This window comes from Corynebacterium testudinoris, from assembly GCF_001021045.1.
Classification (GTDB): Bacteria; Actinomycetota; Actinomycetes; order Mycobacteriales; family Mycobacteriaceae; genus Corynebacterium; species Corynebacterium testudinoris.
Genome location: NZ_CP011545.1, coordinates 2,026,304 through 2,049,499 on the forward strand (window position 1 = coordinate 2,026,304; position 23,196 = coordinate 2,049,499).

Below are 23,196 nucleotides of genomic sequence, written 5' to 3' on the forward strand. Positions count from 1 at the left end.
AGGACTCACGATCATGACCACCGAAGACCGCACCCACGGCGGAACCGTCAATCCCGGCGCCGACGCCGAGGCCAACCATCAAAAAAACTTTGCCACCCGTCCCATGACGGGAGATGAGTACATCGAGTCGCTTCGCGACGGCCGCGAAGTCTGGCTGCACGGCGATCGCGTCAACGATGTCACGGAACACCCCGCGTTCCGCAACTCCATCCGCATGGTCGCTCGCCTCTACGACGCCATGCACACCGGCCCCAACGTGGATGTTCTCACCACCCCCACCGACACCGGCAATGGCGGCGTGACCATGCCCTTCTTCAAGGCACCCACCTCACCAGAAGACCTGCTCAAAGAACGCGATGCCATCGCCGCCTGGGCCCGGATGACCTACGGCTGGATGGGCCGCAGCCCCGACTACAAGGCCTCCTTCCTGGGCACATTGCACGCCAACCAGGAGCTCTACCAGCCCTTCGGCGCGAACGCGGAGCGCTGGTACCGCGAGTCCCAGGAGAAGGTTCTCTACTGGAACCACGCCATCATCAACCCGCCCGTTGACCGCCAGCTCCCACCGGACGAGGTCGGCGATGTGTACATGAAGGTAGAAAAGGAAACCGACGCCGGGCTCATCGTCTCTGGCGCGAAGGTCGTGGCCACCGGCTCCGCCATCACCAACTACAACTTCATCGCGCACTACGGCCTGCCGATCAAGAAGAAGCAATTCGCCCTCATCTGCACAGTTCCGATGGACGCCCCCGGAATCAAGCTCATCTCCCGAGCCTCCTACGCCCAAAACGCGGCAGTCACGGGCACGCCCTTCGACTACCCGCTGTCCTCCCGTATGGATGAAAACGACGCGATCTTCATCTTTGACAAGGTGCTCGTGCCCTGGGAGAACGTCTTCATGTACGGCGACGTGGATAAGATCAACTCCTTCTTCCCCCAGTCCGGCTTCCTCCCCCGCTTCACCTTCCAGGGGTGCACCCGCCTGGCGGTCAAGCTCGACTTCATCGCCGGCCTGCTCATGAAGGCACTTGATGCCACCGGCTCCGGCGGCTTCCGCGGAGTCGAGGCCCGCGTCGGCGAAGTCATCGGCTGGCGCAACCTCTTCTGGTCACTCACCGAGTCCATGGCCCGCGACCCAGAAGAATGGGTCGACGGCACGTACTTGCCCAAGCTCGAGTACGGACTGACCTACCGCATGTTCATGATGCAGGGCTACCCCCGCATCAAGGAGATCATCGAGCAGGATGTCGCCTCCGGCCTCATCTACCTGCCCAGCTCCTCGGTCGACTTCCAGAACCCCGAAATTCGCCCCTACCTGGACAAGTACGTTCGCGGCTCCAACGGCATCAGCGCCGTAGAGCGAGTCAAGGTCATGAAGGCCCTGTGGGATTCCATTGGCTCCGAGTTCGGTGGGCGCCACGAACTCTACGAGCGCAACTACTCCGGCAACCACGAAAACGTGAAGCGCGAGCTGCTGCTCTCCGCGAACCAGCGCGGTGACTCAGCGAAAATGCGAGGCCTGGCCGAGCAGTTCATGTCCGAATACGACCTCGACGGCTGGACCGTACCCGACATGATTTCCGGGGCCGATGTCTATGCCTACGGAAAGGGCAAACGCTAAGCCTCGCGGGCGCGAACAAGCAGCCTAGTTGCCGTCCGTCGACAGGGCGGCAACGAAGGCTTCCTGGGGAACGGAGACCGAGCCGATGTTCTTCATGCGCTTCTTACCGGCCTTCTGCTTCTCCAGGAGCTTGCGCTTGCGAGAAATATCGCCGCCGTAGCACTTGGCCAGGACGTCCTTGCGCAGCGCGCGGATATTCTCACGAGCAATGACCTTGGAACCGATCGCCGCCTGCACGGGAACCTCAAACTGCTGGCGCGGGATGAGCTCCTTGAGCTTGACGGTCATCTTATTGCCGTACCACTGCGCATTATCGCGGTGCACGATCGCCGAGAACGCATCCACCGGCTCACCCTGCAGGAGAATATCCACCTTGACCAGGTCGGCGGTCTGCTCACCGGACTCCTCATAGTTGAGGGAGGCGTAGCCCTTGGTGCGGGACTTGAGCATGTCGAAGAAATCGAAGATGATCTCACCCAGCGGCATGTGATAGCGCAGCTCAACCCGGTCTTCGGAGAGATAATCCATGTTCTTCATCTCGCCGCGCTTGGACTGGCACAGCTCCATCGTGGTGCCCACGAACTCGCTGGGCACGATGATGGTGACATTCACCGTCGGCTCATAGACCTCCTGCAACTTGCCGCCCGGCCAATCCGAAGGGTTGTGCACGCGGTGCTCGGTGCCGTCCTCGGCGATGACCCGGTAGTCCACGGACGGCGAAGTAGAGATGAGGTCGAGGTCGAACTCGCGCTCCAAACGGTCGCGGGTGATCTCCATGTGCAGCAGCCCGAGGAAGCCACAACGGAAACCGAAGCCCAATGCCACAGATGTCTCCGGCTCCCACGTCAACGACGCATCATTGAGCTGGAGCTTTTCCAAAGCCTCGCGCAGAGCCGGGAAATCGGACTGGGAGATCGGGAACAGGCCTGAATACACCATCGGCTTTGGCTCGGCGTAGCCCTGCAGGGCCACCGTCGCACCCTTCTCCGCCCAGGTCACCGTATCACCGACCTTGGACTGACGAACATCCTTCACACCGGTAATGAGGTAGCCGACCTCGCCCGGACCCACGCCATCACACTTCTTCGGGGTGGGAGAGACGATGCCGATCTCCAGCAGCTCATGCACCGCGCTCGACGACATCATCTTGATGCGTTGGCGCGGCTTGAGAGTCCCGTCCATCATGCGGATGTAGGTGACCACGCCCCGGTACGTGTCATAGACAGAATCAAAAATCATCGCGCGGGCCGGAGCCTCCGGCCCGAACTCACTGCTGGGAGCAGGGATGAGCTCACACACCTTGTCCAACAGCTCCGGCACGCCCTGGCCGGTCTTGCCCGACACACGCAGAACATCCTCCGGCTCGCAGCCAATAATGTTCGCCACCTCAAGGGCGTACTTATCCGGATCTGCGGCCGGCAGATCAATCTTGTTGAGGACCGGGATGATTTCCAAGTCCTTGTCCATCGCCATATACAAGTTGGCGAGGGTTTGTGCTTCGATGCCCTGCGCGGCGTCAACAAGCAAAATGGCACCCTCACACGCCTCGAGCGCGCGAGAAACCTCGTAGGTAAAGTCCACGTGGCCAGGCGTATCAATCATTTGCATGACGATTTCCTGGCCCTCCAGCGGACCAGACCGCGGAACCCACGGCAAACGCACATTCTGAGCCTTGATGGTGATGCCCCGCTCGCGCTCAATATCCATGTTGTCCAGATACTGATCCCGCATGTCACGCGCATCAACGACATCAGAAAGCTGCAGGATACGGTCAGCGAGCGTCGACTTGCCGTGGTCGATGTGCGCGATGATGCAGAAGTTCCGAATCCGTGCCGGATCGGTGAACGTCTGCTCTGCAAATTTCCTGGTCAACTGAATCCTTATCCGTGATCACATTGCGGTCCGCGGGGCGCCCCTGGCCTCGAACTATACCTGCCCGGCTGGCATAACCTCACCAGCCTAGTGCCTCACGGGTGTGGAATCCACGCGGCTACCAGTCCCGGCGCCCCTCCAGGCCCCTGGCCGGAACAACTGTGACGCGTTAAACTGGATAACCATTAATGATCCACCAGTTTTTCAGGACGGCCCCCCTCATGAATGACGCGGTCAGCGGCACCCCCGCCACGCAGGATGAAACCCCCAAGAGGTTCTCTGGCCTGCGTGACCGTCTCCGCCTCATGCTTACCGGTTCCACCTCCAGCCCCCTCGAAGCAGGCCTCGCGCGCATCAATGATCGCCTCGGCCTGCAAACCGACAATCAATCCGAGGCCGTGCGCGCCACCGCGGCCCGCATCCGCGTCGAAGCCACCGACCGCATCACCCGCAATATTTACTACGCCCCCGACATGGACGGGCAGGCCGAGCCGGGCGAAGTGGTGTGGGTGTGGGCACCATCCGACGGCCCGGACAATCCGCCCCGCGAACGCGCCATGCTAGTGATCAGCCGCGACCGACACGTCATCCTCGGGCTGCTCATTTCCCCCAACCCAGAGCACGATCGCGAAGAATCCTGGATCGACATCGGCGCCGGTGAGTGGGACTCCTCAGGCCGACAGTGTTGGGTGCGCCTCGACCGAGTGCTGGAGGTCTCCGAGTTGGGCATCCGCCGCCAAGGTGCGCTGTTCCCGCCGCGCCGTTTCGAGCGCATAGCCAATCGCCTGCGCACGCACTATCACTGGGGATAGATCGGGAGATACAGCCTCAGGCTAGTTGGCCAATCTTTTGGCCTAGCTCCTCCCACCCTGCTAGTCTTCTTCTGTTATTCACTTCCGGGCGCTCCGGTCGGGACGGGCAGGACCTTGGGTCCGTTCACATCACAGCATCGGCGCAATCACCTTCCACCCCGGTTGGTGGGTTACTGACACCGAAATCTTCGATCCCAAGAGGTATACATCATGGCAAACATCAAGTCCCAGCAGAAGCGCGTCCTCACCAACGAGAAGCGTCGCGTCCGCAACCAGGCTGTCCGCTCCGCCGTCCGCACCGAGATCCGCAAGTTCCGCGAGACCGTTGAGGCCGGCGACAAGGCAGCTGCCGAGACTCAGCTCCGCGTTGCTTCCCGCACCCTGGACAAGGCTGTGACCAAGGGCGTGTTCCACCGCAACAACGCCGCCAACAAGAAGTCCAGCATGGCTCTGGCCTTCAACAAGATGGGTGAGTAATCTCCCCTCTTCACGGCCGTAACCCCCGACCTTGATGTTTCTAACATCGAGGCCGGGGGATTATCCGTTCTGGGGCAGAGGGGTGCTGGTTCCACGTGTCCCTTCCTGCCCGCTGAGCTGACGAAACCCGCACTTCCTAACAACTTGCCATGCTTGAGAGGGGAATCGACCCCGGAGTTGTTAGGAAGTGCGGTTTTTGGGTTCCTCTCGCCCACCCCGCGCGAACAGCGCCCATGAGGTCAAGGGACACGATGGGCTGGATCTTGCCCCAGGTCCTGCCCGACACCTGGGTGTCTACCATTGGTTCCGCTCAAGTGGAGACTTAAGGATGGATCTCCAACCCTGTTTTCCCTTAACCCGGGATTTCTGTGTGCCTACAACCCGCTCGGTTCCGCCACTGAGAACAGATCCTGCGCACCGTTGATGATGAGCACCGCGCCGGCAATGAGGAAAAACACGCCCGCGAGGATGTCGATCCACGGCCCCGAGCTCAGCAGTTTGCGGCGCATAGCGTTGGTGGATACCAGCAGCGCCATCGCCAGCTGCAGCAGGAACGATGACACTGACAGCGCGACGACCACCATGATGGACACGCCCAGCGTCGGAGAGGGTGGCAACAGCGGGGCGATCATCGCGGACAGGAACAGCACGATCTTGGGGTTGGAGAGGTTCGTGCTCAGACCCAGCCAGAATGCCTGCCGCAGCCTTCCCAGACGAGCTGCTGCTTCGTGCAGATCTGTCGGCGGGTTCTTCCGGTCCGCGAGTCCGCCTAGGAGCATGCCGCGCCCCATCCACATCAGCCACGCACCGCCCACTACTTGGACTGCGCCGAGGATGGCTGGGAAAGCGTTGAGCAAAGCAGCTGCTCCGAGCACCGTGAGGGTGCACCAGAAGATGACACCCACTTGGACGCCGAAGGTGGCGGCCAATGCGTGTCGACGCGAGCGCGTGGCCAGGCGGGTGATGAGCAGGATGTCCGGTCCCGGCGAGGCGGCACCGACGAGGTTGAGTGCTACGAGCGCCCCCAGTTGGGCCGGGGTCACTCCCCCACGCCGAGGCGCTTGAGCGTGTCTGTCATCTCAAACATTTGTGCCGTCTGCACGGCAGTTGGCTGCCCGGCGTGCGGGTCGGCGCCCGCGGCCACCAAAGCATCCACGACGTCGTCGTACTTCTTAAACACGGCACCGGACAGCGGAGTCTGTCCCCGGCCATTGAGCTTATCGACGTCCGCCCCCTTCCCCACCAGTCCAGTTACCAGGTCCGCGTGCCCGTGGTAGGCGGCAAACATCAGCAGGCTGTTGCCATCCTCGTTAGAAAGATCCGCGTCTACGCCCTGATCAACGTAGTCGAGGAGGGTGATATCGCCGTTGCGGGCCATATCGAATAGGCGAGTGGCGAACTCGCGGACATCGTCTGGAATGCTGGTCATGGTTTCCAATACTATCGCCCTAGTTCCGCGACCCTCCGCACCGCGTTCTCGATAGCGAAACTGGGGTCGCCGCCTTGGCCTTTGACCTCCGCATCAAGCTCCGCCATGAGGATGACTGCTTCCGAGACCGCCTCCCCCGACCATCGCCTGGCAACCTTGGCGGTCTTCTCCACGACGAACGGGTGCATGCCCAACGAGCCTGCCAATGAGCGATAGTCATTCGTCCTCGTCGAGTACAGGCGAGCAATCGCGCCCACCTTGCTGCTCAACGCCGCCGCTAGTGCCACCGGGTGCAACCCCAGCTGCAATGCCCGCCGGGTGCTGGCCACCGCCCGCGCCTCCTGCCCACTGACCGCCAGATCAGCGATATCGAAACCAGAGACCTCGGCCACGCCCTCGTAGTATGCCCGCACCGCCGCGATGGTGACATCCCCATCGGTATCCGACACTAGCTGCGACACCGCCGACGCCAGCTCCCGCAGGTCCGAGCCCACGCCCTCCAGCACCGCGTGCACCACATCCGGGGTGGGGCGGATGCCATGATTGCGGAACTCGTTGGTTACCCACGCCTGCCGATCCCGAGGCTTCAGCGGATTGACCTCATGCACCTCGGCGAGCTTCTTAAAGGAGGCCACCATCGACTTATTCCGCCCACCTCCAGAGTGCTCGATGACGAGGTGGATGCCCGGCGCCACGTCCTTGCACGCGCTGAGCAAAATCTCCGCCGGCTCCTTACCCGCCAGCTCCGTCTTCGTGATCACCACTGCCCGGTCCTCGCCAAACAGGGACGGGCTCGTGACCTCGATGATCTCCGGGACTGTCACTTCTGAAGCGCGCAGCATCGTTGTCTCCAGCTCCGCCCCCTCCGGCAGGCTGGCACGAATCTGCTCGATGATGGTGCGACGAGCGCGTTCGGCGAGGAAGTCATCCTCGCCGAGAATGAGGAAAACATCAGCCACGGACATGCTGTCCATGGTGCCACAACCGCGGCCTAGAATCGGCCGTCAGCTGCATGCTGGGAGCCATCCACATGAAGGCTCACCGGGCCGTCACGGTGCGGGAACAACACGGGTATCCCTTCGCGAGTAACCGTCGGCCGGGTCGCTGGCTTCCCTTCGCCGTCCTTCACGACGATCGCTTGGGTACCAGCCGGAGCGGTGCCGATCTGCTCGACGGTGTCCACCACGTGGACCTCCAAGTGGTCCCACTCTACTGTCGGCGGGAGCTGCGGAGACTGCGCGAAGTAGCCAAACACCACCATTAGTGCTGCCAGTGTCTTGAGGGGATGACCAGCAATAACCCCGGCCAGCACCCACCCATAGCCAAGCAGCACCCACGCTGGGGAGGCCGGAACAATCGCGTTCGGTAGTTGCGCGCACCACTGCGCGACGGTGTGAATCCACCACGTCAAAGGTTCGATGAGGTGAAGAACCGGGAACTCAAGGCCCCCGGGGAGCTGAGCTAGCCCGACGGCCATGAGCCCGATGATGGTCACGGGTGGGACGACCGCGGCGACTAAAACATTGGCGAGAACGGAGACGAGCGAGACCTCGCCAGCCATCAGGGCAATGATGGGCATGGTCACCACGTCGGCCGCCACGGCCACCGCCACGGCCCGCACGAGAATGTCCGGGGCACGGGTCCGCGCGAGCGGCCGGTAGATGAGGGGGAAGAGGGCGACGATCCCCGCCGTCGCCGCGACGGAGAGCGCAAAGCCGTACGTCACCGCCAGGTCGGGGTTCCACATCAGCAAGCCGATGATGGCCACACTGAGACCGTGGATCGGTTCCATTCGGGAAGATCCAAGCACGGCTAGGAGCCCCACTAACCCGGTGACCGAAGCTCGCAACACACTGGGCTCGGTACCCACCAGCCCAACGAAGCCAGCCAGCGCCACTAATGCCGCAGCTACCTGAACGCGGGGCCCCAACGTCAGCGCGCGGCAGAGTAGGACAGCGGCGGTGGTCACGATGGCCACGTTGGCTCCCGAAACCGCCGATAGGTGGCTCAGCCCGGTCTCGATGTAGAGCTGTCGCTCCTGCGCGTCCTGCCCCGAGGTATCGCCGAGCACCATGCCGGGGATGAGTCCCTGGGAGGACTCCCCCACTGCGTTCATTACAGCCGCGTGGAAGGTCTCACGCACTCTGCCCGCGATGGCCGACATGCCTTCCGGGGATCCGATCACCGTAACTTCTCCGCGGGCTACATGCGCGCCGACCCCGGGTCGTCGGCTCTCTCCGAGGGTGAGCTCACCCGCGAGCAGCGCACCAGTGACTACTCCTGGGGGAAGTTCGTCCACGAACACGGGCAGCTCAGCCGGATAGCCCGGGACATCGAGGCGAATGAGATACCTACCTCCGTCCACCTCTACGGGTGAAGAGCTGACCGTCCCCACCAGGTGTTGTCCAGGTTCCCAGCGGTGGGCCTGCCACCGGCGAAGTGAGGTGATGCCTCCGGCGAGCACGCCCAGAGCTCCCGCCAGAATCGCCTGACCTGCTTGCCGCAGCGCCACGGCTCCGAAGGCCACCACGCCGAGCCCCACGGTCACCCACCCAGGGTGGACCCCCAGGAGTAAGGCGAGCACGACCGCCCACACGACCACGGCGGCGGGGACGAGGCGGAGTTCGCTCACAAAGTGACCTGGTCTTTGAGGGCTTCGAACTTGGCGGGGCCGATGCCTTTGACCTCGAGAAGCTCTTCCACCGCACCGAATCCTCCGCGCGATTCGCGGTGGGAGATGATTGCCGCCGCAGTCGCCGCCCCGACTCCGGGGAGGGAGGTGAGTTCGGAGGCAGAGGCGGAGTTCAGTGATACCCCACCGCCACCCTCACCAGGTAGGGCCGCGGCCGGCTCGCCGACCTTGGGCACGACGATCTGTTGGCCGTCTGTGAGCCGCTGCGCGCGGTTGAGTGAGAAGGTGTCGGCGTCGGGTCCGGGGACGGCGGCGAGGAGGGCGTCGTCGATACGCGCACCCGGTGGCAACGTCACCAGTCCGGGTTCGGTGACTTCGCCCACCACGGAGACCACCAGTTCTGTGTCAGCGGAACTGGTAGATGCTGATGGTCCGATCGCCGGCAGGTCGATGGCGGAGACCGGTTCGGGTTCGCGCAGGGTGTGGAACAGCACCCATCCGCCGACGAGGACCACGACGACGGCGGCAGCGATAGCTGCCTGCCGCAGTGACAATGACAGACGAGGGCGGGGATAGACGACGTCGAGAAGCTCTTCTTCGCCGGTCGGGCGGGTGAGGTCTTTGAGGCGGTCCACGGTGGAGCTCATGCCCTCAAGCTAGAACCAGCGCACCCGTCAGGCGAGCGTTAGCCCACGACACTGTGGATAACCACGCTGATGTGTCACCTAACGGCAGAGTTATCCTCAGGCCGCGTCGTGAACACCGCGGATACCCCGATCGCTCCCGCTCCCGCGTGCACGGCGAGCGTGGGCACCATCTCCATCGACATGAAGCTGGACCCCTCGGGAAGGACAGCCTCCAACATGTCGAGCAGGTGCAGGGCGTCGTCGGCAGCGTCGTTGTGCTGGATGGCTACGAAGACGGGAGTGCCGTGCGCATGCTCCACCACGAGTTCCACAAGCTTGGTAAACGCCTTGGATTGCGTGCGGGTTTTACCGACGAGTTCGAGGCGACCGCCATTGATCTGCATAATCGGCTTCGTCGCCAGGAGCGCGGCGGAGAGCACAGCGGTACCAGCGGAAATGCGGCCGGACTTGCGGATTTCTTCCGTTCCCCGCAGATAAACCCAGGTGGCAGAGCGTTCGAGGGTATCCACCGCGATGTCATAGCATTCTTCCAGGTCAGCGCCTTCGCTGGCGACCTTAGCGGCCGCCATGGCTGCCGCGCCGATCGCCATGCCGACGGAGCCGGTATCGATGACGCGGACGGCGCCTTCCGGGAAGACTGCCGCGGCTTGAGCTGCCGCCGACCAGGTGGAGGAGAGTTCCTTCGAGATGTGCAGGGCGAGCACGCCTTCGTCGCCGCCGCGCTCCAATTGGCGGGCGTAGGCGGCCACGAGTTCTAGCGCTGACAGGCCCGAGGTGGAGGCGTCATTGCCTTCCTCGTCGGTCATGACGTGCAGGTCAATGACGGTAATTCCGAGCTCGTCAACGACCTCCGGGGGTAATCCGGAGGAAGAATCAGTGACTACTCGTACCGGCATTTATCCCATATTCCATCCGTCAAGGTACCACTGGGCATCGCCGACCGTGTCCGGGGTAAAAGCCGGAGTGGGCGCCTTCTGCGCACCGTTGATGCTGTTGGCACGGATTTGGAAATCATCGAGCGCGTCCCGGCTACCCGGGGTGTAGCGCGGACGGGCCGTCAGCTGCGAACGGAAGGTGTTCTTCAAGCCCGACAGCATCGGGTACATGGAAGCCTCAAGGCCCAACAGGTTTGAGGTCAGCGCCGAGATGGTGCCGCCGTGGGCAACGACGAGGACGGCATTCCCGTCCCACTCGTCATAGTCATCCATCAACTCATCGATGACGGGACGGGCGCGGTCGGCCACGTCGAGGCGGGACTCGCCGCCGGGCGGCGCCCACGTCGCGTCATGACGCCACTTCGCGCGCGCTCCTGGCAATTCCTGGTCGACCTCCGCCGACGACTTTCCCTGCCAGCCGCCGAGGTGCGTCTCCCGCAGGCGGGAATCCTTTTCGACGTCCACGCCCAACTGCTCACCAATGATCGTTGCGGTATCGAACGCACGAGAAAGATCGGAAGAGAGGATGCGGGTAATGCCGAGATCACCCAGCTGCTCACCCGCCAGACGCGCCTGTTCTCGCCCGAGTTCAGACAGATCAGTATCAAGCTGACCCTGCATGCGCCGGGTCGCGTTGTAATCGGTCTGGCCATGGCGGATCAAGACGAGTCGGCGGGTCATGGGGTTAGTTCTCCTCGTCCTCATCGCCCGGGGCCTGAGCGGCCAAGGGGATCTCATCGATGGAGGAAACGGTGCGCACGTCAACGTCATCGGACCACTCGCCGGGACGCTCCGGGGGGTCGATCCCCTCGACCTCGATGAGCGGGCAATCGCGGTAGAGACGGTCGAGGCCGTAGAACTCGCGCTCAGCGTCGCGCTGGACGTGGACGATCAGCTGGCCGTAGTCCAGCAGCACCCAGCGGTTCTCGCGGTTGCCTTCGCGGCGGATGGGCTCGCGGCCAGCTTCGGTGAGCTTGTCCTCGATCTCTTCCACGATGGAGCCAACCTGACGCTCGTTGTCGGCCGAGGCCACGACGAAGACATCGCTGATCGCCATCACGTCCGAGACGTCCAGGACCGCGATGTTGCGGGCCATTTTCTCATCGGCCGCGAGGGCAGCAATGGTCGCCAGGCGGCGGGATTCGTCAGAAGCAGTCACTCAGTATCCTCAAATTTGATGCAGTAGCTATAGATTATCCCCCAGTTTCCCACGAAGTGGGCCATATGTCCTAGTCGAGTGATCTCAGATCCACCATTCCTAGGGCTGGTAGAGGTCGTTCTTGGTGATGTATTGGACCACCCCATCGGGTACCAGGTACCACACTGGCCGGTCATGGGAGGCTCGCTCGCGCACGTCAGTAGAGGAAATCGCCATGGCTGGAACGTCGACCAAGTGCACTCGCGCTTGGTGTTCCTCGGGCAGCATCTCCTCGGTGAGTTCATAGCCCGGCCGGGTCACTCCGACGAATTCTGCGAGGTCAAACATGTCCTCCCAGTCGCGCCAGGACATGATGGAGCGCAGCGCATCTGCGCCGGTGATGAAGTACAGCTCCGCCTCGGGGTAGAGCGCGCGGAGGTCCTGCAGCGTGTCCACCGTGTAGGTGTCCCCTCCCCGATCGATGTCCACCCGGCTGACCTGGAATCGTGGGTTGGAGGCCGTCGCGATGACGGTCATGAGGTAGCGATCCTCCGCGGGTGACACCTGCCGGTCGGCCTTCTGCCAGGGTTGGCCGGTGGGAACGAAGATCACCTTGTCCAGGGCGAACTTGGCCGCTACTTCACTGGCGGCCACGAGGTGACCGTGGTGAATGGGGTCGAAGGTGCCACCCATGACACCAATGCGTGCGCTCATGCACCGCGATTGTACGTGGCAATCCATTCTGCGAAGACGTCGGCAACGTACGCGTCGTGTTCGCTTCGCTGGTCACCGAGGAAATAGTCCGCGTGCTTGCCCCCTTGGGAACCGAGGGAATCGACGGCAGCTCCGATGGTGAGGTCGCAGGCGAAGTCCCCGGCAACGCAGTAGTTAAGACGGGGAGTGCCCGCCGCGGGCACCGGCAGGTACGTGGTGGGTACCGGCGACAACATGCCGCCACCGCGCCGGGGATTGCCCGCGACGGGGGTATCCCCCGGCTTGAGCAGCGGATTGCCCAGGTAGAGGGAACCAGCGAGTCGCCCTTGGGAGGCGAGCGCCTGTTCCTGCGCGGTGAGGACGATCGCGCCCTGGGAGTAGCCGATGAGGAGGTAGTCCGGCCGGCACGAGGTCTCGGCTTCGTAGGATGCGAGGAAAGGCAGGGCGGAATCCACTCCGGTGCGCAGGCTGTGGCGAAGACCCCTCGTCGCATCTGTGACCAAGACGTGTGGCGGGGTGGCGTACAGGAGGGCCCCGGCGCGGCGGGTTGTTTCGAGGACGTTGAGTTTTTCATCGTCGTCAGCGAGGGCCGGGATCGGCAGGGCCGCGGGGTAGACCCCCTCGTCGAGGGCGAGAACCGGGACGCCAGCTAACAAGGATGTGCCATGGCGTTCGACGTGGCGCTGCTCGGCGTAGTGGAGGAATCCGCGGATGTTCTCCGACTCGTAGCCATTGGAGATGTAGATCGAGTCCTGGCCGTAGACCGTGGGATCGAGGAACTCGGACTGTTCGCTGCCGCGTGCGGCCACGATGGCCACCGCCGGGCAGTCGGCGATGGTGCTGGGCCCCGCGGAGGCCGAGGGAGCCAGCAGCGCGATGGGCGCAGCGACGAGAGTAACTACGGCCGCGGAAACTAGTCGCTGGACAAACATATTCTGGCATCCTCGTGAGTGTTAGCTGTGAACATTCGGAGGATAATCTATTTCCGCTGGAGCCGCAGTCCTTTTGGCGCAACCACCTGGACATAGCGAGGCCCGAGACCCCTGTTCGGGGGTCTCGGGCGAGGAGGACTAAGGGCGGGTCTGCCCCGTTCCCTGCAGGATCCACTTCGTCGAAGTCAGCTCCGGCAAGGCCATCGGTCCCCGGGCGTGCAGCTTTTGGGTAGAGATCCCGATCTCCGCGCCCATGCCGTACTGCTCGCCGTCGGTGAAGGCAGTGGAGGCATTGATCATGACGGCCGCGGCATCAACCTGGTCGGCGAACTTCTGCGCGGTCACGATGTTGGACGTGGCGATGGCCTCCGTGTGGCCGGTGGTCCACCGCGCGATGTGGGCAATCGCCCCGTCCACTCCGTCGACCACCGTGGCGGCAATGTCCATGGACAGATACTCCTCGGCCCAGTCCGCCTCGTTGGCCTCCACCACGTCCGTGGCGCCGAAGGCGCCAAGCTCGTCGACGTCACCGTGAACGGTGACTCCTGCCTCCTGGAACGCAGTAACAATGCGGAGCTTATCGACGTCCGGCAGGGCGGCGTCGATAAGCACCGTTTCGGTGGCATTACACACCGAACAGCGGCGAGTTTTGCCGTTGAGGGCCAGCTCAATGCCCTGGTCAACATCCGCATCGGCGTCGATGTAGAAGTGGCAATTACCGGTGCCGGTCTCGATCGCGGGGACCGTCGCGCCCGTGACCACCGCCTCGATGAGGCGCGCGCCGCCGCGGGGAATGACCACATCGACGAGCCCACGGGCAGTGATCAAATCCTGGACCGAATCATGCGACTCGCAGGGCAGCAGCTGCACCGCCTCCCGCGGGAGATCTGCATCGGCGAGCACACCCTGGAGAATCTCCACGAGCTGAGAATTCGAATGCTTCGCAGTCTTCGAACCACGCAGCAGCGCGACGTTGCCCGATTTCAACGCCAACCCAAAAGCATCGACGGTGACGTTCGGCCGTGCCTCATAGACCATGCCCATGACGCCGAGCGGGACGCGTACCTGGCGCATCTGGATGCCATTGGGCATCACCCCACCAGTGAGCACCTCCCCGACCGGGTCCTTGAGGCCCGCGACCTGACGCAGACCATCGGCTATGCCCTCGATGCGGGCGGCGTTCAACGACAGCCGATCGATGAGGGAATCGCTCAAGCCTGCCGCACGCCCCTCCTCGATGTCTCGAGCATTGGCCGCGATGATGGCGTCCGTGTTGGCGATGAGGGCATCCGCCGCCGCGATGAGCAGCTCATTCTTGGTTGAGGTAGGCAGCTGGGCCACGACGGGGGCAACCGCCTTGGCCGCGCGGGCCTTGGACAGTACTTCTTCTCGTTCGATGCTTCGCTGATCAGTCATGCCCATCGAGTGTAGCGAAGAGCAGCTAGTAGCCGACCTCAGGATTGACTTCGGTGGGCATCTGCTCCCCTGCCTCGAATGCGGCGAAATTGCGCACAGCCTGGGAAGCAGTCAGTGCCCGGACCATCGCCGGGGTGTTGGCCACGTGCGGGGTGATGAGGCAATTGTCCAACGCCCACAGGGGGTGATCATCGGGCAGCGGCTCAGGGTCGGTGACATCCAACGCGGCGCCCGCGATGCCGCCATCCCGCAGAGCCTCGTAGAGATCGTCCGTCTTGATGAGGGGGCCTCGGCCGACGTTGACCACCACCGCGTTGGGCTTCATCCGGGCGAGCACCTCCTTGTCCACCAGGCCGCGCGTCTCATCCGTGACTGGGGTCAGCAGCACAAAATAATCCGCGCGCTCCCACACATCGCCGGCATCGGACATCGCCAGCGTTTCATGAGCCCCCTCAATCGGAGCGCCGCTGCGGTTCACAGCGATAATGCGCGGCCGGAAGGGCACCAGCAGCTCCACGAGGCGCTTACCGATGCCGCCCGCCCCAATGATCGCCACCGTCTTATCCTCAAACAACCACTGTTTATTCCGGTCAATCGTGTCCATGACGCTAAACGATGCCCCGGTCACCGCCGTCTTCAACATGTGCAGCTGGGCCAACAACAACGCCATCGTCGACTCAGCGACCGTGTCGGCGTACAAGCCCGCGGCATTCGCCCACCGCGGGCCCTGGCGGGCGAACACTCCCGCATCATTGAGCGTTTCCACGCCCGCGAAAGCAGCCTGCACCACCTGCACGCTCTCCGGCCACGGGTCCGGCACGTCCGCAGGCTGGCCATTGAACACCACAGCCTGCGCCTGGTCGAGGTCCTCAGTGTATTCATGCCCGGCCCGTTCCAATTCGGCGACGGTATCGGGCCAGGCTTGGGGCATGACGGTAAATTTCATGCCACCACGCTACCTAGATCCGCGACGCGTAGTTGGAGAGGTAATCCGCGTGGATGACCGGGCGGCGCTGCCCCTCAGGCAGATCCTCGGTGTGTTTGCCCAGCATGCCCACCAACGTGTCGGAGTCATACGCCACCTCACCGCGGCCGATGATCTGGCCATCGGGACCAATAATGTCGAGAATGTCGCCGGCTTGGAACTCGCCCTCGACTGCCGTGATTCCCACGGCCAAAAGCGAGGTGCCACCAGAAGTGACGGCATTGACAGCGCCCTTGTCCAGGCGGAGCGTTCCGCCGGTATCGGCGGCGTAGAGCGCCCAGAACTTCCACGCCGACAGGCGATTCTCGCGGGGGTGGAACACCGTGCCCACGCTGGCATCCTCAAGGGCGGGTCCGATGTTGGCAGCTGAGGTGAGCAGCACCGGGACACCGCCGCGGGAGGCGAGGCGGGCCGCCGACACCTTCGAGGCCATGCCCCCGGTGCCCACCAAGCCGCCGTCGCCGGCGATGACACCCTTGAGGTCTCGTCCGGTGCGCACCTCAGAGACGAAACGGGCGTCCGGCTCGGCGGGATTGCGATCAAAAAGCCCATCGACGTCGGAAAGCAAGACCAACGCATCGGCGGTGGTTAGGTGAGAGACGATGGCGGACAGGCGGTCATTGTCGCCGAAGTGCATTTCCGACGTCGCCACCGTGTCGTTTTCATTGACAATCGGAATTGCCCGCATCTGGCGCAGGCGATCAATAGTCCGCTGGGCGTTGCGGGCGCGATCCCGCCGACCGGCATCGGCCGCAGTGAGCAGCACCTGACCAATGGTCCGGTCGTAGCGGGCAAAGGACTGGCCCCACTGGTGAGCCAAGTGAACCTGCCCGACGGCCGCCGCCGCCTGCTTCGTCGCCAAGTCGGTGGGGCGCTGCGTCAGCCCCAAAGGACCCATCCCGGCAGCGACCGCACCGGAAGAAACAACAATGATGTCGGAGCGGCTCATGCGAGCCTGCAATGCATCCACGATGTGGTTGATCTTGTTCGGGTCGACGGTGAAGTCCTCCCCCGTCAAGGAGGATGATCCGATCTTGACCACAATCCGCTTGGCGGTGGAGATGCGTTCGCGCATCTCCGACTCATGCCCGTACGCCGGACTCTCTTGCGTTGCAGGGGCTGGGCCTGGGAAGGCGACGTCGTCAGCGGTGTTCCGGTACGGGGACAGGGGCAATCCGTGAGGTGTCGTCATGTACATCCACCCTACATACCTAAATTAACCCTGCCAGCGCTCCCGATCCGCGGTCTGGCCCTCACCAAAGTCAAGCTCGTCGATGAGCCCACGTCGGGCCTGGGAGGCGCGCTTTCGTTCTGCGGCAGAGATGCGGTCATTGCGCAGCAGACGAGCGTCTTGGCCTCGTCCGGCCACGGTCGGATCCATGCCCGCGCCGGTGAGCGGCTCCCATTCGAAGGAAATGTCGCCGATGGTGACGGTGCAGCCCTCGCGGGCACCGGCCTTGAACAGAGCCTTCTCCACGCCTGCCTTTTCCAGGCGGTCCGCCAGATAGCCGATGGCTTCTTCGTTTTCGAAGTCGGTCTGGATGATCCAGCGGAGGATCTTTCGGCCGGTGACGATGAAGCCGCCGGGGATGTTGGGGTCCGGGTGCACTTCGAAGTCGGTGCGGGGGGCGTCGACTGCGCGCGGACGGATGATGGTGTGCTCGCTGTCAGCCTTGGCTTTGGGGCGCTGCTTGCGGGCCTGCTGCACGATCTCGAGGATCTTGTACATCAGGGGGTCAAGGCCCTTCCGGGCTACCGCAGAGATGATGAACACGGGCCAGCCGAATTGCTTTTCCAGGTCCTCTTTGACGAACTCGGCCAATTCTTGTGCCTCGGGCACGTCGGCTTTGTTGAGCACGATGAGGCGGGGACGATCGCGGAGGTCGCCCAGCCCGGTGTCCTCATCCAATTCTGATTGGTACGCGGCTAGTTCTGCTTCGAGCGCTTCGATGTCGCTAGCGGGGTCGCGGCCGGGCTCCAAGGTGGCGGCGTCGACGACGTGGACGAGCACGCTCGTGCGCTCGATGTGGCGCAGGAAGTCCAGTCCGAGGCCCTTGCCTTCTGATGCTCCCGGGATCAGGCCTGGGACGTCAGCGATGGTGAAGGACTCGTGCCCAACGTTGACCACACCCAGGTTGGGGGCCAAGGTGGTGAAGGGGTAGTCGGCGATCTTCGGCTTGGCCGAGGACAGCACGGAGATCAATGAGGACTTACCCGCCGAGGGGAAGCCCACGAGGCCGACGTCGGCCATGGACTTGAGCTCCAGGACAATGTCGTGCTCCTCGCCGGGCTCGCCGTTGAGGGCGAAGCCCGGCGCCTTGCGCTTGGCCGAAGCCAGCGCAGCGTTGCCCAGGCCACCGAAGCCGCCCTGCGCGGCGATGAAGCGGGTGCCCGGGATGGTGAGGTCGGCGAGGGTCTCGCCCTGCGAATCAACGACGACGGTGCCCACCGGCACCTCTAGAATGAGGTCCTCGCCGCGAGCACCGTTGCGGTGGCGGCCGGCACCATTGGCGCCGCGCCCGGCTTTGAGGTGGGGGCGGAAGTGGAAGTCCAACAGGGTGTGTACCTGCGGTGAAACCTCCAAGACGACGTCGCCGCCGTGCCCGCCGTTACCGCCGTCGGGTCCGCCGAGGGGTTTGAACTTCTCACGGTGGACCGAGGAGCAACCGCTACCGCCGTCGCCGGCGGATAGGTGCAAGACCACGCGATCTACGAAGCGCGACATAGTTGTGGGGAACCCTCCAGTAGGTGTAACAAGTAGCCTCCCACCGTACCATTGACCAGCGCCTACCCCGGAATCGAAAAATCCGCCTCCCCGGCACGAGGCTGGGAAGGCGGATCGTCGAAAGACTTAAGCGTCGACGGTCTCGTTTTCAACGATGTTGACCATGCGACGGTTGCGCTTGATGCCGAACTGGACAGCGCCAGCCTTGAGGGCGAACAGAGTGTCGTCGCCACCGCGGCCGACGTTCTCGCCCGGGTGGAACTTGGTGCCGCGCTGGCGGACCAGGATCTCGCCTGCGCTGACCTGCTGGCCACCGAAACGCTTGACGCCAAGACGCTTGGACTCGGAGTCGCGTCCGTTGCTGGAGCTAGAAGCACCCTTCTTGTGTGCCATTGGTTTTCCCTCCTTGGGGTTTTTACTCGGAAGCCTGCAGGCTTACTTGATACCGGTGACCTTGAGCACGGTCAGCTGCTGGCGATGGCCCATGCGCTTCTTGTACCCGGTCTTGTTCTTGTACTTAAGGATATCGATCTTCGGGCCCTTAGCGTGCTCGACGATCTCTGCGTCGATGCTGACCTTGGCCAGATCATCGGACTTGGACGTGACATTGGCACCGTCGACGAGCAGAACCGGGGTGAGAGCCACGGACGAACCCGGCTCACCCTCGATCTTCTCGACCTTGACGAGGTCACCTTCGGCAACCTTGTACTGCTTGCCGCCGGTCTTGACGATCGCGTACATAGGAGGGTTACCCCTTATCTAAACTCGGCTCAGGCTCCCGTGTGGGCCACCTGAATGGACGTGTATTTCACTTGCGTTTCGGATATGCGGGCACGCCTGGACCTGGAAAGATCCTGACGGCGCAATATCCCCGAAACAGCGACTGTCAAAGACTACCCCGTGGGCCAGCCAAATGACAAACCGCCGTCCGTTCCTCCTACCGACCCGAAGCCCGCCGGGTCACTCGACGACGCCCACGGGAGGCACGCTTAGGTGCCTCTTGCTTATCGACGCCCTCCTGTGGCACCTCCGCAACCTGTGCAGTGGTGTCACTGGTCGTGCGTCGCACGACCCGGCGCCGTCCCCGGCTCCGGCGCACGACCGTGGTCGCCTCAGCTGTCTCCTCCTGCTTGGGGGCCTCCTGCTCAGCTACCGCCCGGTTGGTGCGGTTGGAGCGGGTGGTGCGACGTCGGGAACGGCGGGCGTCGGAAAGCTCTGCTGCCTCTTCCTCGAGCTGTGCGGCCGGTGCGCTGGACGCGGAGCCGGGGAAGTCCTCCGGCTGCGGACGACGATCGGAGCGAGAGTTTCCGCGAGTCTTACGCCGGCGACGCGGCGACGTCTCGAACTCCTCCACTGCCTGCTGGAACGTCTTCTCGCCTGTCTCCTCCAGGGGAACATAGGAGGCGCCGGAGGGCTCTTCGGGATCTTCCGCGTCCGCCCGCTCGACGGCATCAGAAATGATCTGATCGAAGCTGTCCTCTGTCTTTCCAGCCTTCTCAGTCTTCTCGGGCTTCTGGGCGTTGCGGCGCGACCGTCGAGAACGCTTCGGCTTCTTCTGCTCAAGCTCTTCGCTCGGCTCATCGACAACGACGGCTGCAGCAAGCTCCTCGATGGACGCATGCTCGTCCTCATCCTGCATGGCGACTGCGGCCGGGTGACGAGCCGGATCCTGCTCCGGCTTACGCCGACGCTCCGCCCGCTTCTCCTCATGATGATCGTGCGGTTCCTCCACCGGATCCTCATGCAGGATGATTCCCCGGCCAGCGCAATGCTCACATTCCGTGGAGAAGGTCTCCAACAGGCCCGTGCCCAGGCGCTTGCGGGTCATCTGCACCAACCCGAGGGACGTAACCTCGGAGACCTGGTGGCGAGTGCGATCGCGACCCAGCGCCTCCTTGAGGCGACGCAGCACCAACTCCTGGTTTTCGGGCAAGACCATGTCAATGAAGTCCACGACGATCATGCCGCCCATGTCCCGCAGGCGCATCTGCCGCACGATCTCCTCGGCGGCCTCCAGGTTGTTTCGCGTGACCGTCTCTTCGAGGTTGCCGCCCGAACCAGTGAACTTGCCGGTGTTGACGTCAACGACCGTCATCGCCTCAGTGCGCTCGATGATCAGCGTGCCGCCAGACGGCAGCCACACCTTCTCCGACAGGGCCTTGTGAATCTGCTCATCGATGCGGAAATGCTCGAAAGCATCAACCCCACCGTGGGCTGCGCGATCGTACTTAACCACGCGGTCCAGCAGATCCGGAGCCACCGACTGCACATAAGCGTGAACCGTGTTCCAGGCGCGTCCACCATCGACAACGAGCTGCGAGAAATCCTCGTTATACAGGTCACGCACAACCTTGACCAGCATATTCGGCTCTTCATACATCGTGATCGGCTTGGACCCCTTGGAGTGGGATTCCTTCTCCGCACGACGATGGATGTCTTCCCACAGCGAGTGCAAGCGATTGACGTCGGCAGCGATAGCCTCTTCCGACACCCCTTCCGCCGCGGTCCGGATGATCGCCCCGCCCTGGCCGGGCACCACCTTGCTCAAGATCTCCTTGAGACGAGCCCGCTCCGGCCCGGGGAGCTTCCGGGAAATACCAGCGCTGCGGCCACCCGGCACGTACACCAGGTACCGCCCCGCCAAAGAAATCTGAGTGGTCAAACGAGCACCCTTATGGCCAAGCGGATCCTTGCTCACCTGCACGAGCACCTGATCACCCGACTTTAAGGCCTGCTCAATTCGGCGGCTCCGGCCCCCCAGACCAGCGGCCTTCCAATCGACTTCACCGGCATAAAGAACGCCATTGCGCCCCTGCCCGATATCAATGAAGGCAGCCTCCATGCTGGGCAACACATTCTGCACCCGGCCGAGGTAGATATTGCCGATCATCGACGCCTGAGCCTCCGACGTCACGAAATGCTCAACGAGCAGCTCATCCTCCAGCACACCCACCTGGGTAACCAGACCGGGGCTATCGTGACGCTGACGCTCCCGCACCACCATGGTGCGCTCCACCGACTCACGACGAGCCAAGAACTCCGCCTGCGAAACAATATGGCGCTTCTTCCGCCCCTCCTCCCGCAGCTCGGTACGGCGGCGACGCTGCGCCTCCAGGCGAGTGGAACCACGCAACGCGGTGGGCTCATCGGGAAGCTCCTCAACCAGCTCTGCCTCCACGGGCTCCTGCTCTACCTCTTCAACCCCCCGACCGCGGCTGGCGCCGCGGCGGCCGCGACGACGACGTCGAGAAGCAGCAGTGGAACCTTCCTCATCCTCAGGGGTCTCCGTTGCTGCACCCGGCGGCATGAAAATAGGGGTGAACTGCTCGACCGCAGAACCCTCAATGCTCTCCGGAGCGGGCGTGATCGCGGGCTCAATATCGTCCTCCACGACCGCCGCGAGATCCGCCTCCACCTTCTCCTCGATCTGGTGGATCTCATTCTCAACATTCTTACGAACGCGCAGACGGATCTTTTCCTCCGGCTCTGCCGGAGCCTCCTCCGGGACCTCCTTGGTGACTGGAGCAACCAAGACGTCGAGAAGCGACAGGGCCTCAGCCCGCGAAATGGTGGACTGCGCCACCTTGGTCAACCCCATGCCTTCCAGCGCAACAATGAGCTCCTTCGACGTCACACCCAGCTGCTTAGCCAACGCATGAACACGAACCTTCTCCCCGAGCTGCTCCCGATCAAAATCCGGGAACGCAACGTCGGGAGCCTTCTTAGCAACCTTCTTGGGGGCCTTCTTCACTGCCTTTTTGGCAGCCTTCTTAGTGGTCTTCTTCACCGCCTTGCGCGGGGCCCGGCGCTTCTTCGGCGCCTGCTCCTGCTCCGCAGGATCGTTGGACACGGTGGGTTCAGTGGAATCAGCCACGAATACTCCTGTAATTGTCAGCCGATCTGTCCCCCGGGCGCTGGCGAATAACATCGCCGCCGCCGCACAGGGGCAAACCGAAAAAATCTGTGGTGGTGTGTTCTATTCAGTTGAAACACTCCGGCGCGCATACCGCACAGCCTAAAAACCATTGTGGCACACCCTGTCAAAAAGATGGGGAACCACCTAGGCTGGGACCATGGCGATGTTAAATACCTCTCACCCGTTCGGACTCATACCTTCTTTAATACTGAGTGCAGGCCTGGGCGCCATTTGTGTCCTCATCCAGCTGCGAATGTGGTGGTGGCTACTGGCAGTCGTCGTGATCCTCGCGGTAGTGATCTATCTAGCAGTCCCCCGCAAGGATTGGAATGCGGGCCTGGAATCCAGCCGACTGCCGCTCGACATCCAAGGGTCATGGAAAGACAACCTCATCTTCCTCCTGCCATTTCCCTTCATCGCCTTCTCCGGAATCATTTACCAGGCCCTTCCCGCCGCACTCGCCATCGCTGTGACCTTCTTCGGAGTCGCAGGAGCCCTGTTCATCGCCTTGCGATCAGCCCATAGCCGCTCACACAAAGAAACAACAGCACTTGTCAGCCAAGCGCTCGCCGACACCTCCCCCACCGAAGCAACCGCCGAGCGGCTGGACGTTGCCGCCGAGCACCGAACCATCCTCGAAGCACTGCTCGCCGTCGGAGCCGTGGATGGAATCCGAGTCCGCGTATGGAAGCTCGCCGACATTACCGGTCTGAGCGCCGAGCAGGTCAAAGAGGAAACCACCGAGCTCTACCGCGCTGGGCTGGTTGGCGTATCCACGTTTGATTCCGGCGACGACATCACCCGTCACCTCGTTGACCTCTCCAAGATCGGCGTTCGAGTGACCGAAGAGGCTGGACTGATTAAGGTCTAACTGGATGGGCGGCTCGCGGGGCTGGCGTTTCGGTTCCGCCTCTGGTGCGGGTTTTGTGGGCGATCCGATGTGAT

Annotated in this window: 22 protein-coding genes; 4 read left to right on the forward strand and 18 right to left on the reverse strand. The window is 63.1% G+C overall.

Features of this window, described 5'->3' with window-relative positions:
* The first annotated feature begins 13 nt into the window (after positions 1 to 13).
* Positions 14 to 1,621, forward strand: coding sequence for a 4-hydroxyphenylacetate 3-hydroxylase family protein (locus tag CTEST_RS09700; protein ID WP_047253569.1), 1,608 nt, complete (start codon positions 14 to 16; stop codon positions 1,619 to 1,621).
* A gap of 24 nt (positions 1,622 to 1,645) precedes the next feature.
* Here the strand turns inward: CTEST_RS09700 and lepA are convergent, their stop codons facing one another.
* Positions 1,646 to 3,493 (reverse strand): translation elongation factor 4, encoded by a 1,848-nt coding sequence (gene lepA / locus CTEST_RS09705; RefSeq protein ID WP_047253570.1) that lies wholly within the window; start codon positions 3,491 to 3,493, stop codon positions 1,646 to 1,648.
* Between the two features lie 305 nt (positions 3,494 to 3,798).
* Between lepA and CTEST_RS09710 the strand changes: the two genes are divergently transcribed.
* Together CTEST_RS09710 and rpsT are read left to right on the forward strand one after the other, a co-directional pair.
* Positions 3,799 to 4,305 carry a type II toxin-antitoxin system PemK/MazF family toxin gene (locus CTEST_RS09710; protein WP_047254382.1) on the forward strand — a complete coding sequence of 169 codons (507 nt, stop codon included), beginning with the start codon at positions 3,799 to 3,801 and terminating at the stop codon, positions 4,303 to 4,305.
* Between the two features lie 210 nt (positions 4,306 to 4,515).
* Positions 4,516 to 4,782, forward strand: coding sequence for a 30S ribosomal protein S20 (rpsT, locus tag CTEST_RS09715; RefSeq protein ID WP_047253571.1), 267 nt, complete (start codon positions 4,516 to 4,518; stop codon positions 4,780 to 4,782).
* A 374-nt stretch (positions 4,783 to 5,156) separates the two neighbouring features.
* Here the strand turns inward: rpsT and CTEST_RS09720 are convergent, their stop codons facing one another.
* The 17 genes from CTEST_RS09720 to CTEST_RS09800 all read right to left on the reverse strand — a co-directional run bounded on the left by CTEST_RS09720 (position 5,157) and on the right by CTEST_RS09800 (position 22,086).
* Complete coding sequence (locus CTEST_RS09720; protein ID WP_047253572.1) at positions 5,157 to 5,825, reverse strand: LysE family translocator; 669 nt, start codon at positions 5,823 to 5,825, stop codon at positions 5,157 to 5,159.
* Positions 5,822 to 6,211, reverse strand: a complete 390-nt coding sequence (locus tag CTEST_RS09725; RefSeq protein WP_047253573.1) for an ankyrin repeat domain-containing protein — start codon at positions 6,209 to 6,211, stop codon at positions 5,822 to 5,824. Before CTEST_RS09725 ends, CTEST_RS09720 begins: the two co-directional genes overlap by 4 nt.
* A gap of 11 nt (positions 6,212 to 6,222) precedes the next feature.
* On the reverse strand, positions 6,223 to 7,176 hold the full coding sequence (holA, locus tag CTEST_RS09730; protein WP_376701786.1) for a DNA polymerase III subunit delta: 954 nt from the start codon (positions 7,174 to 7,176) through the stop codon (positions 6,223 to 6,225).
* A gap of 26 nt (positions 7,177 to 7,202) precedes the next feature.
* Positions 7,203 to 8,843 (reverse strand): ComEC/Rec2 family competence protein, encoded by a 1,641-nt coding sequence (locus CTEST_RS09735; RefSeq protein WP_047253575.1) that lies wholly within the window; start codon positions 8,841 to 8,843, stop codon positions 7,203 to 7,205.
* Positions 8,840 to 9,490 carry a ComEA family DNA-binding protein gene (locus CTEST_RS09740; protein ID WP_047253576.1) on the reverse strand — a complete coding sequence of 217 codons (651 nt, stop codon included), beginning with the start codon at positions 9,488 to 9,490 and terminating at the stop codon, positions 8,840 to 8,842. The genes CTEST_RS09735 and CTEST_RS09740 overlap by 4 nt, the downstream gene beginning before the upstream one ends.
* Positions 9,491 to 9,564: 74 nt before the next feature.
* Positions 9,565 to 10,386, reverse strand: coding sequence for a DegV family protein (locus CTEST_RS09745; protein WP_047253577.1), 822 nt, complete (start codon positions 10,384 to 10,386; stop codon positions 9,565 to 9,567).
* On the reverse strand, positions 10,387 to 11,106 hold the full coding sequence (locus CTEST_RS09750) for a histidine phosphatase family protein (protein ID WP_047253578.1): 720 nt from the start codon (positions 11,104 to 11,106) through the stop codon (positions 10,387 to 10,389).
* 4 nt (positions 11,107 to 11,110) lie between these two features.
* Positions 11,111 to 11,584, reverse strand: coding sequence for a ribosome silencing factor (gene rsfS, locus CTEST_RS09755; RefSeq protein WP_047253579.1), 474 nt, complete (start codon positions 11,582 to 11,584; stop codon positions 11,111 to 11,113).
* 99 nt (positions 11,585 to 11,683) lie between these two features.
* Positions 11,684 to 12,277, reverse strand: a complete 594-nt coding sequence (gene nadD / locus CTEST_RS09760) for a nicotinate-nucleotide adenylyltransferase (protein WP_144413264.1) — start codon at positions 12,275 to 12,277, stop codon at positions 11,684 to 11,686.
* A complete protein-coding gene (locus CTEST_RS09765) occupies positions 12,274 to 13,209 on the reverse strand; it encodes a hypothetical protein (RefSeq protein ID WP_047253581.1) in 936 nt (311 codons plus the stop codon). The genes nadD and CTEST_RS09765 overlap by 4 nt, the downstream gene beginning before the upstream one ends.
* 138 nt (positions 13,210 to 13,347) lie before the next feature.
* Complete coding sequence (locus tag CTEST_RS09770) at positions 13,348 to 14,631, reverse strand: glutamate-5-semialdehyde dehydrogenase (protein ID WP_047253582.1); 1,284 nt, start codon at positions 14,629 to 14,631, stop codon at positions 13,348 to 13,350.
* Between the two features lie 19 nt (positions 14,632 to 14,650).
* Positions 14,651 to 15,571, reverse strand: coding sequence for a D-isomer specific 2-hydroxyacid dehydrogenase family protein (locus tag CTEST_RS09775; protein WP_047253583.1), 921 nt, complete (start codon positions 15,569 to 15,571; stop codon positions 14,651 to 14,653).
* A gap of 13 nt (positions 15,572 to 15,584) precedes the next feature.
* A complete protein-coding gene (proB, locus tag CTEST_RS09780; RefSeq protein WP_047254383.1) occupies positions 15,585 to 16,802 on the reverse strand; it encodes a glutamate 5-kinase in 1,218 nt (405 codons plus the stop codon).
* Positions 16,803 to 16,826: 24 nt separating this feature from the next.
* Positions 16,827 to 18,335: a GTPase ObgE gene (obgE, locus tag CTEST_RS09785; protein ID WP_047253584.1), complete on the reverse strand. Its 1,509-nt coding sequence runs from the start codon at positions 18,333 to 18,335 to the stop codon at positions 16,827 to 16,829.
* A 126-nt stretch (positions 18,336 to 18,461) separates the two neighbouring features.
* Complete coding sequence (gene rpmA / locus CTEST_RS09790; RefSeq protein WP_047253585.1) at positions 18,462 to 18,728, reverse strand: 50S ribosomal protein L27; 267 nt, start codon at positions 18,726 to 18,728, stop codon at positions 18,462 to 18,464.
* Between the two features lie 42 nt (positions 18,729 to 18,770).
* Complete coding sequence (gene rplU / locus CTEST_RS09795; RefSeq protein ID WP_047253586.1) at positions 18,771 to 19,076, reverse strand: 50S ribosomal protein L21; 306 nt, start codon at positions 19,074 to 19,076, stop codon at positions 18,771 to 18,773.
* Positions 19,077 to 19,272: 196 nt separating this feature from the next.
* On the reverse strand, positions 19,273 to 22,086 hold the full coding sequence (locus CTEST_RS09800; RefSeq protein ID WP_047254384.1) for a translation initiation factor IF-2 N-terminal domain-containing protein: 2,814 nt from the start codon (positions 22,084 to 22,086) through the stop codon (positions 19,273 to 19,275).
* Between the two features lie 322 nt (positions 22,087 to 22,408).
* On the opposite strand from CTEST_RS09800, the gene CTEST_RS09805 reads away from it, so the two are divergent.
* A complete protein-coding gene (locus tag CTEST_RS09805) occupies positions 22,409 to 23,122 on the forward strand; it encodes a hypothetical protein (RefSeq protein ID WP_144413265.1) in 714 nt (237 codons plus the stop codon).
* Positions 23,123 to 23,196: the final 74 nt, after the last annotated feature.

What these genes read in the sequence shown, in the direction of transcription:
- CTEST_RS09700 (WP_047253569.1), top strand. Translation starts at nt 14, where the DNA reads ATGACCACCGAAGACCGCACCCACGGCGGAACCGTCAATCCCGGCGCC.
- CTEST_RS09710 (WP_047254382.1), top strand. Translation starts at nt 3,799, where the DNA reads ATGCTTACCGGTTCCACCTCCAGCCCCCTCGAAGCAGGCCTCGCGCGC.
- rpsT (WP_047253571.1), top strand. Translation starts at nt 4,516, where the DNA reads ATGGCAAACATCAAGTCCCAGCAGAAGCGCGTCCTCACCAACGAGAAG.
- CTEST_RS09725 (WP_047253573.1), bottom strand. Translation starts at nt 6,211, where the DNA reads ATGACCAGCATTCCAGACGATGTCCGCGAGTTCGCCACTCGCCTATTC.
- holA (WP_376701786.1), bottom strand. Translation starts at nt 7,176, where the DNA reads ATGTCCGTGGCTGATGTTTTCCTCATTCTCGGCGAGGATGACTTCCTC.
- CTEST_RS09740 (WP_047253576.1), bottom strand. Translation starts at nt 9,490, where the DNA reads ATGAGCTCCACCGTGGACCGCCTCAAAGACCTCACCCGCCCGACCGGC.
- CTEST_RS09745 (WP_047253577.1), bottom strand. Translation starts at nt 10,386, where the DNA reads ATGCCGGTACGAGTAGTCACTGATTCTTCCTCCGGATTACCCCCGGAG.
- CTEST_RS09750 (WP_047253578.1), bottom strand. Translation starts at nt 11,106, where the DNA reads ATGACCCGCCGACTCGTCTTGATCCGCCATGGCCAGACCGATTACAAC.
- nadD (WP_144413264.1), bottom strand. Translation starts at nt 12,277, where the DNA reads ATGAGCGCACGCATTGGTGTCATGGGTGGCACCTTCGACCCCATTCAC.
- CTEST_RS09765 (WP_047253581.1), bottom strand. Translation starts at nt 13,209, where the DNA reads ATGTTTGTCCAGCGACTAGTTTCCGCGGCCGTAGTTACTCTCGTCGCT.
- CTEST_RS09770 (WP_047253582.1), bottom strand. Translation starts at nt 14,631, where the DNA reads ATGGGCATGACTGATCAGCGAAGCATCGAACGAGAAGAAGTACTGTCC.
- CTEST_RS09775 (WP_047253583.1), bottom strand. Translation starts at nt 15,571, where the DNA reads ATGAAATTTACCGTCATGCCCCAAGCCTGGCCCGATACCGTCGCCGAA.
- proB (WP_047254383.1), bottom strand. Translation starts at nt 16,802, where the DNA reads ATGACGACACCTCACGGATTGCCCCTGTCCCCGTACCGGAACACCGCT.
- obgE (WP_047253584.1), bottom strand. Translation starts at nt 18,335, where the DNA reads ATGTCGCGCTTCGTAGATCGCGTGGTCTTGCACCTATCCGCCGGCGAC.
- rpmA (WP_047253585.1), bottom strand. Translation starts at nt 18,728, where the DNA reads ATGGCACACAAGAAGGGTGCTTCTAGCTCCAGCAACGGACGCGACTCC.
- rplU (WP_047253586.1), bottom strand. Translation starts at nt 19,076, where the DNA reads ATGTACGCGATCGTCAAGACCGGCGGCAAGCAGTACAAGGTTGCCGAA.
- CTEST_RS09805 (WP_144413265.1), top strand. Translation starts at nt 22,409, where the DNA reads ATGGCGATGTTAAATACCTCTCACCCGTTCGGACTCATACCTTCTTTA.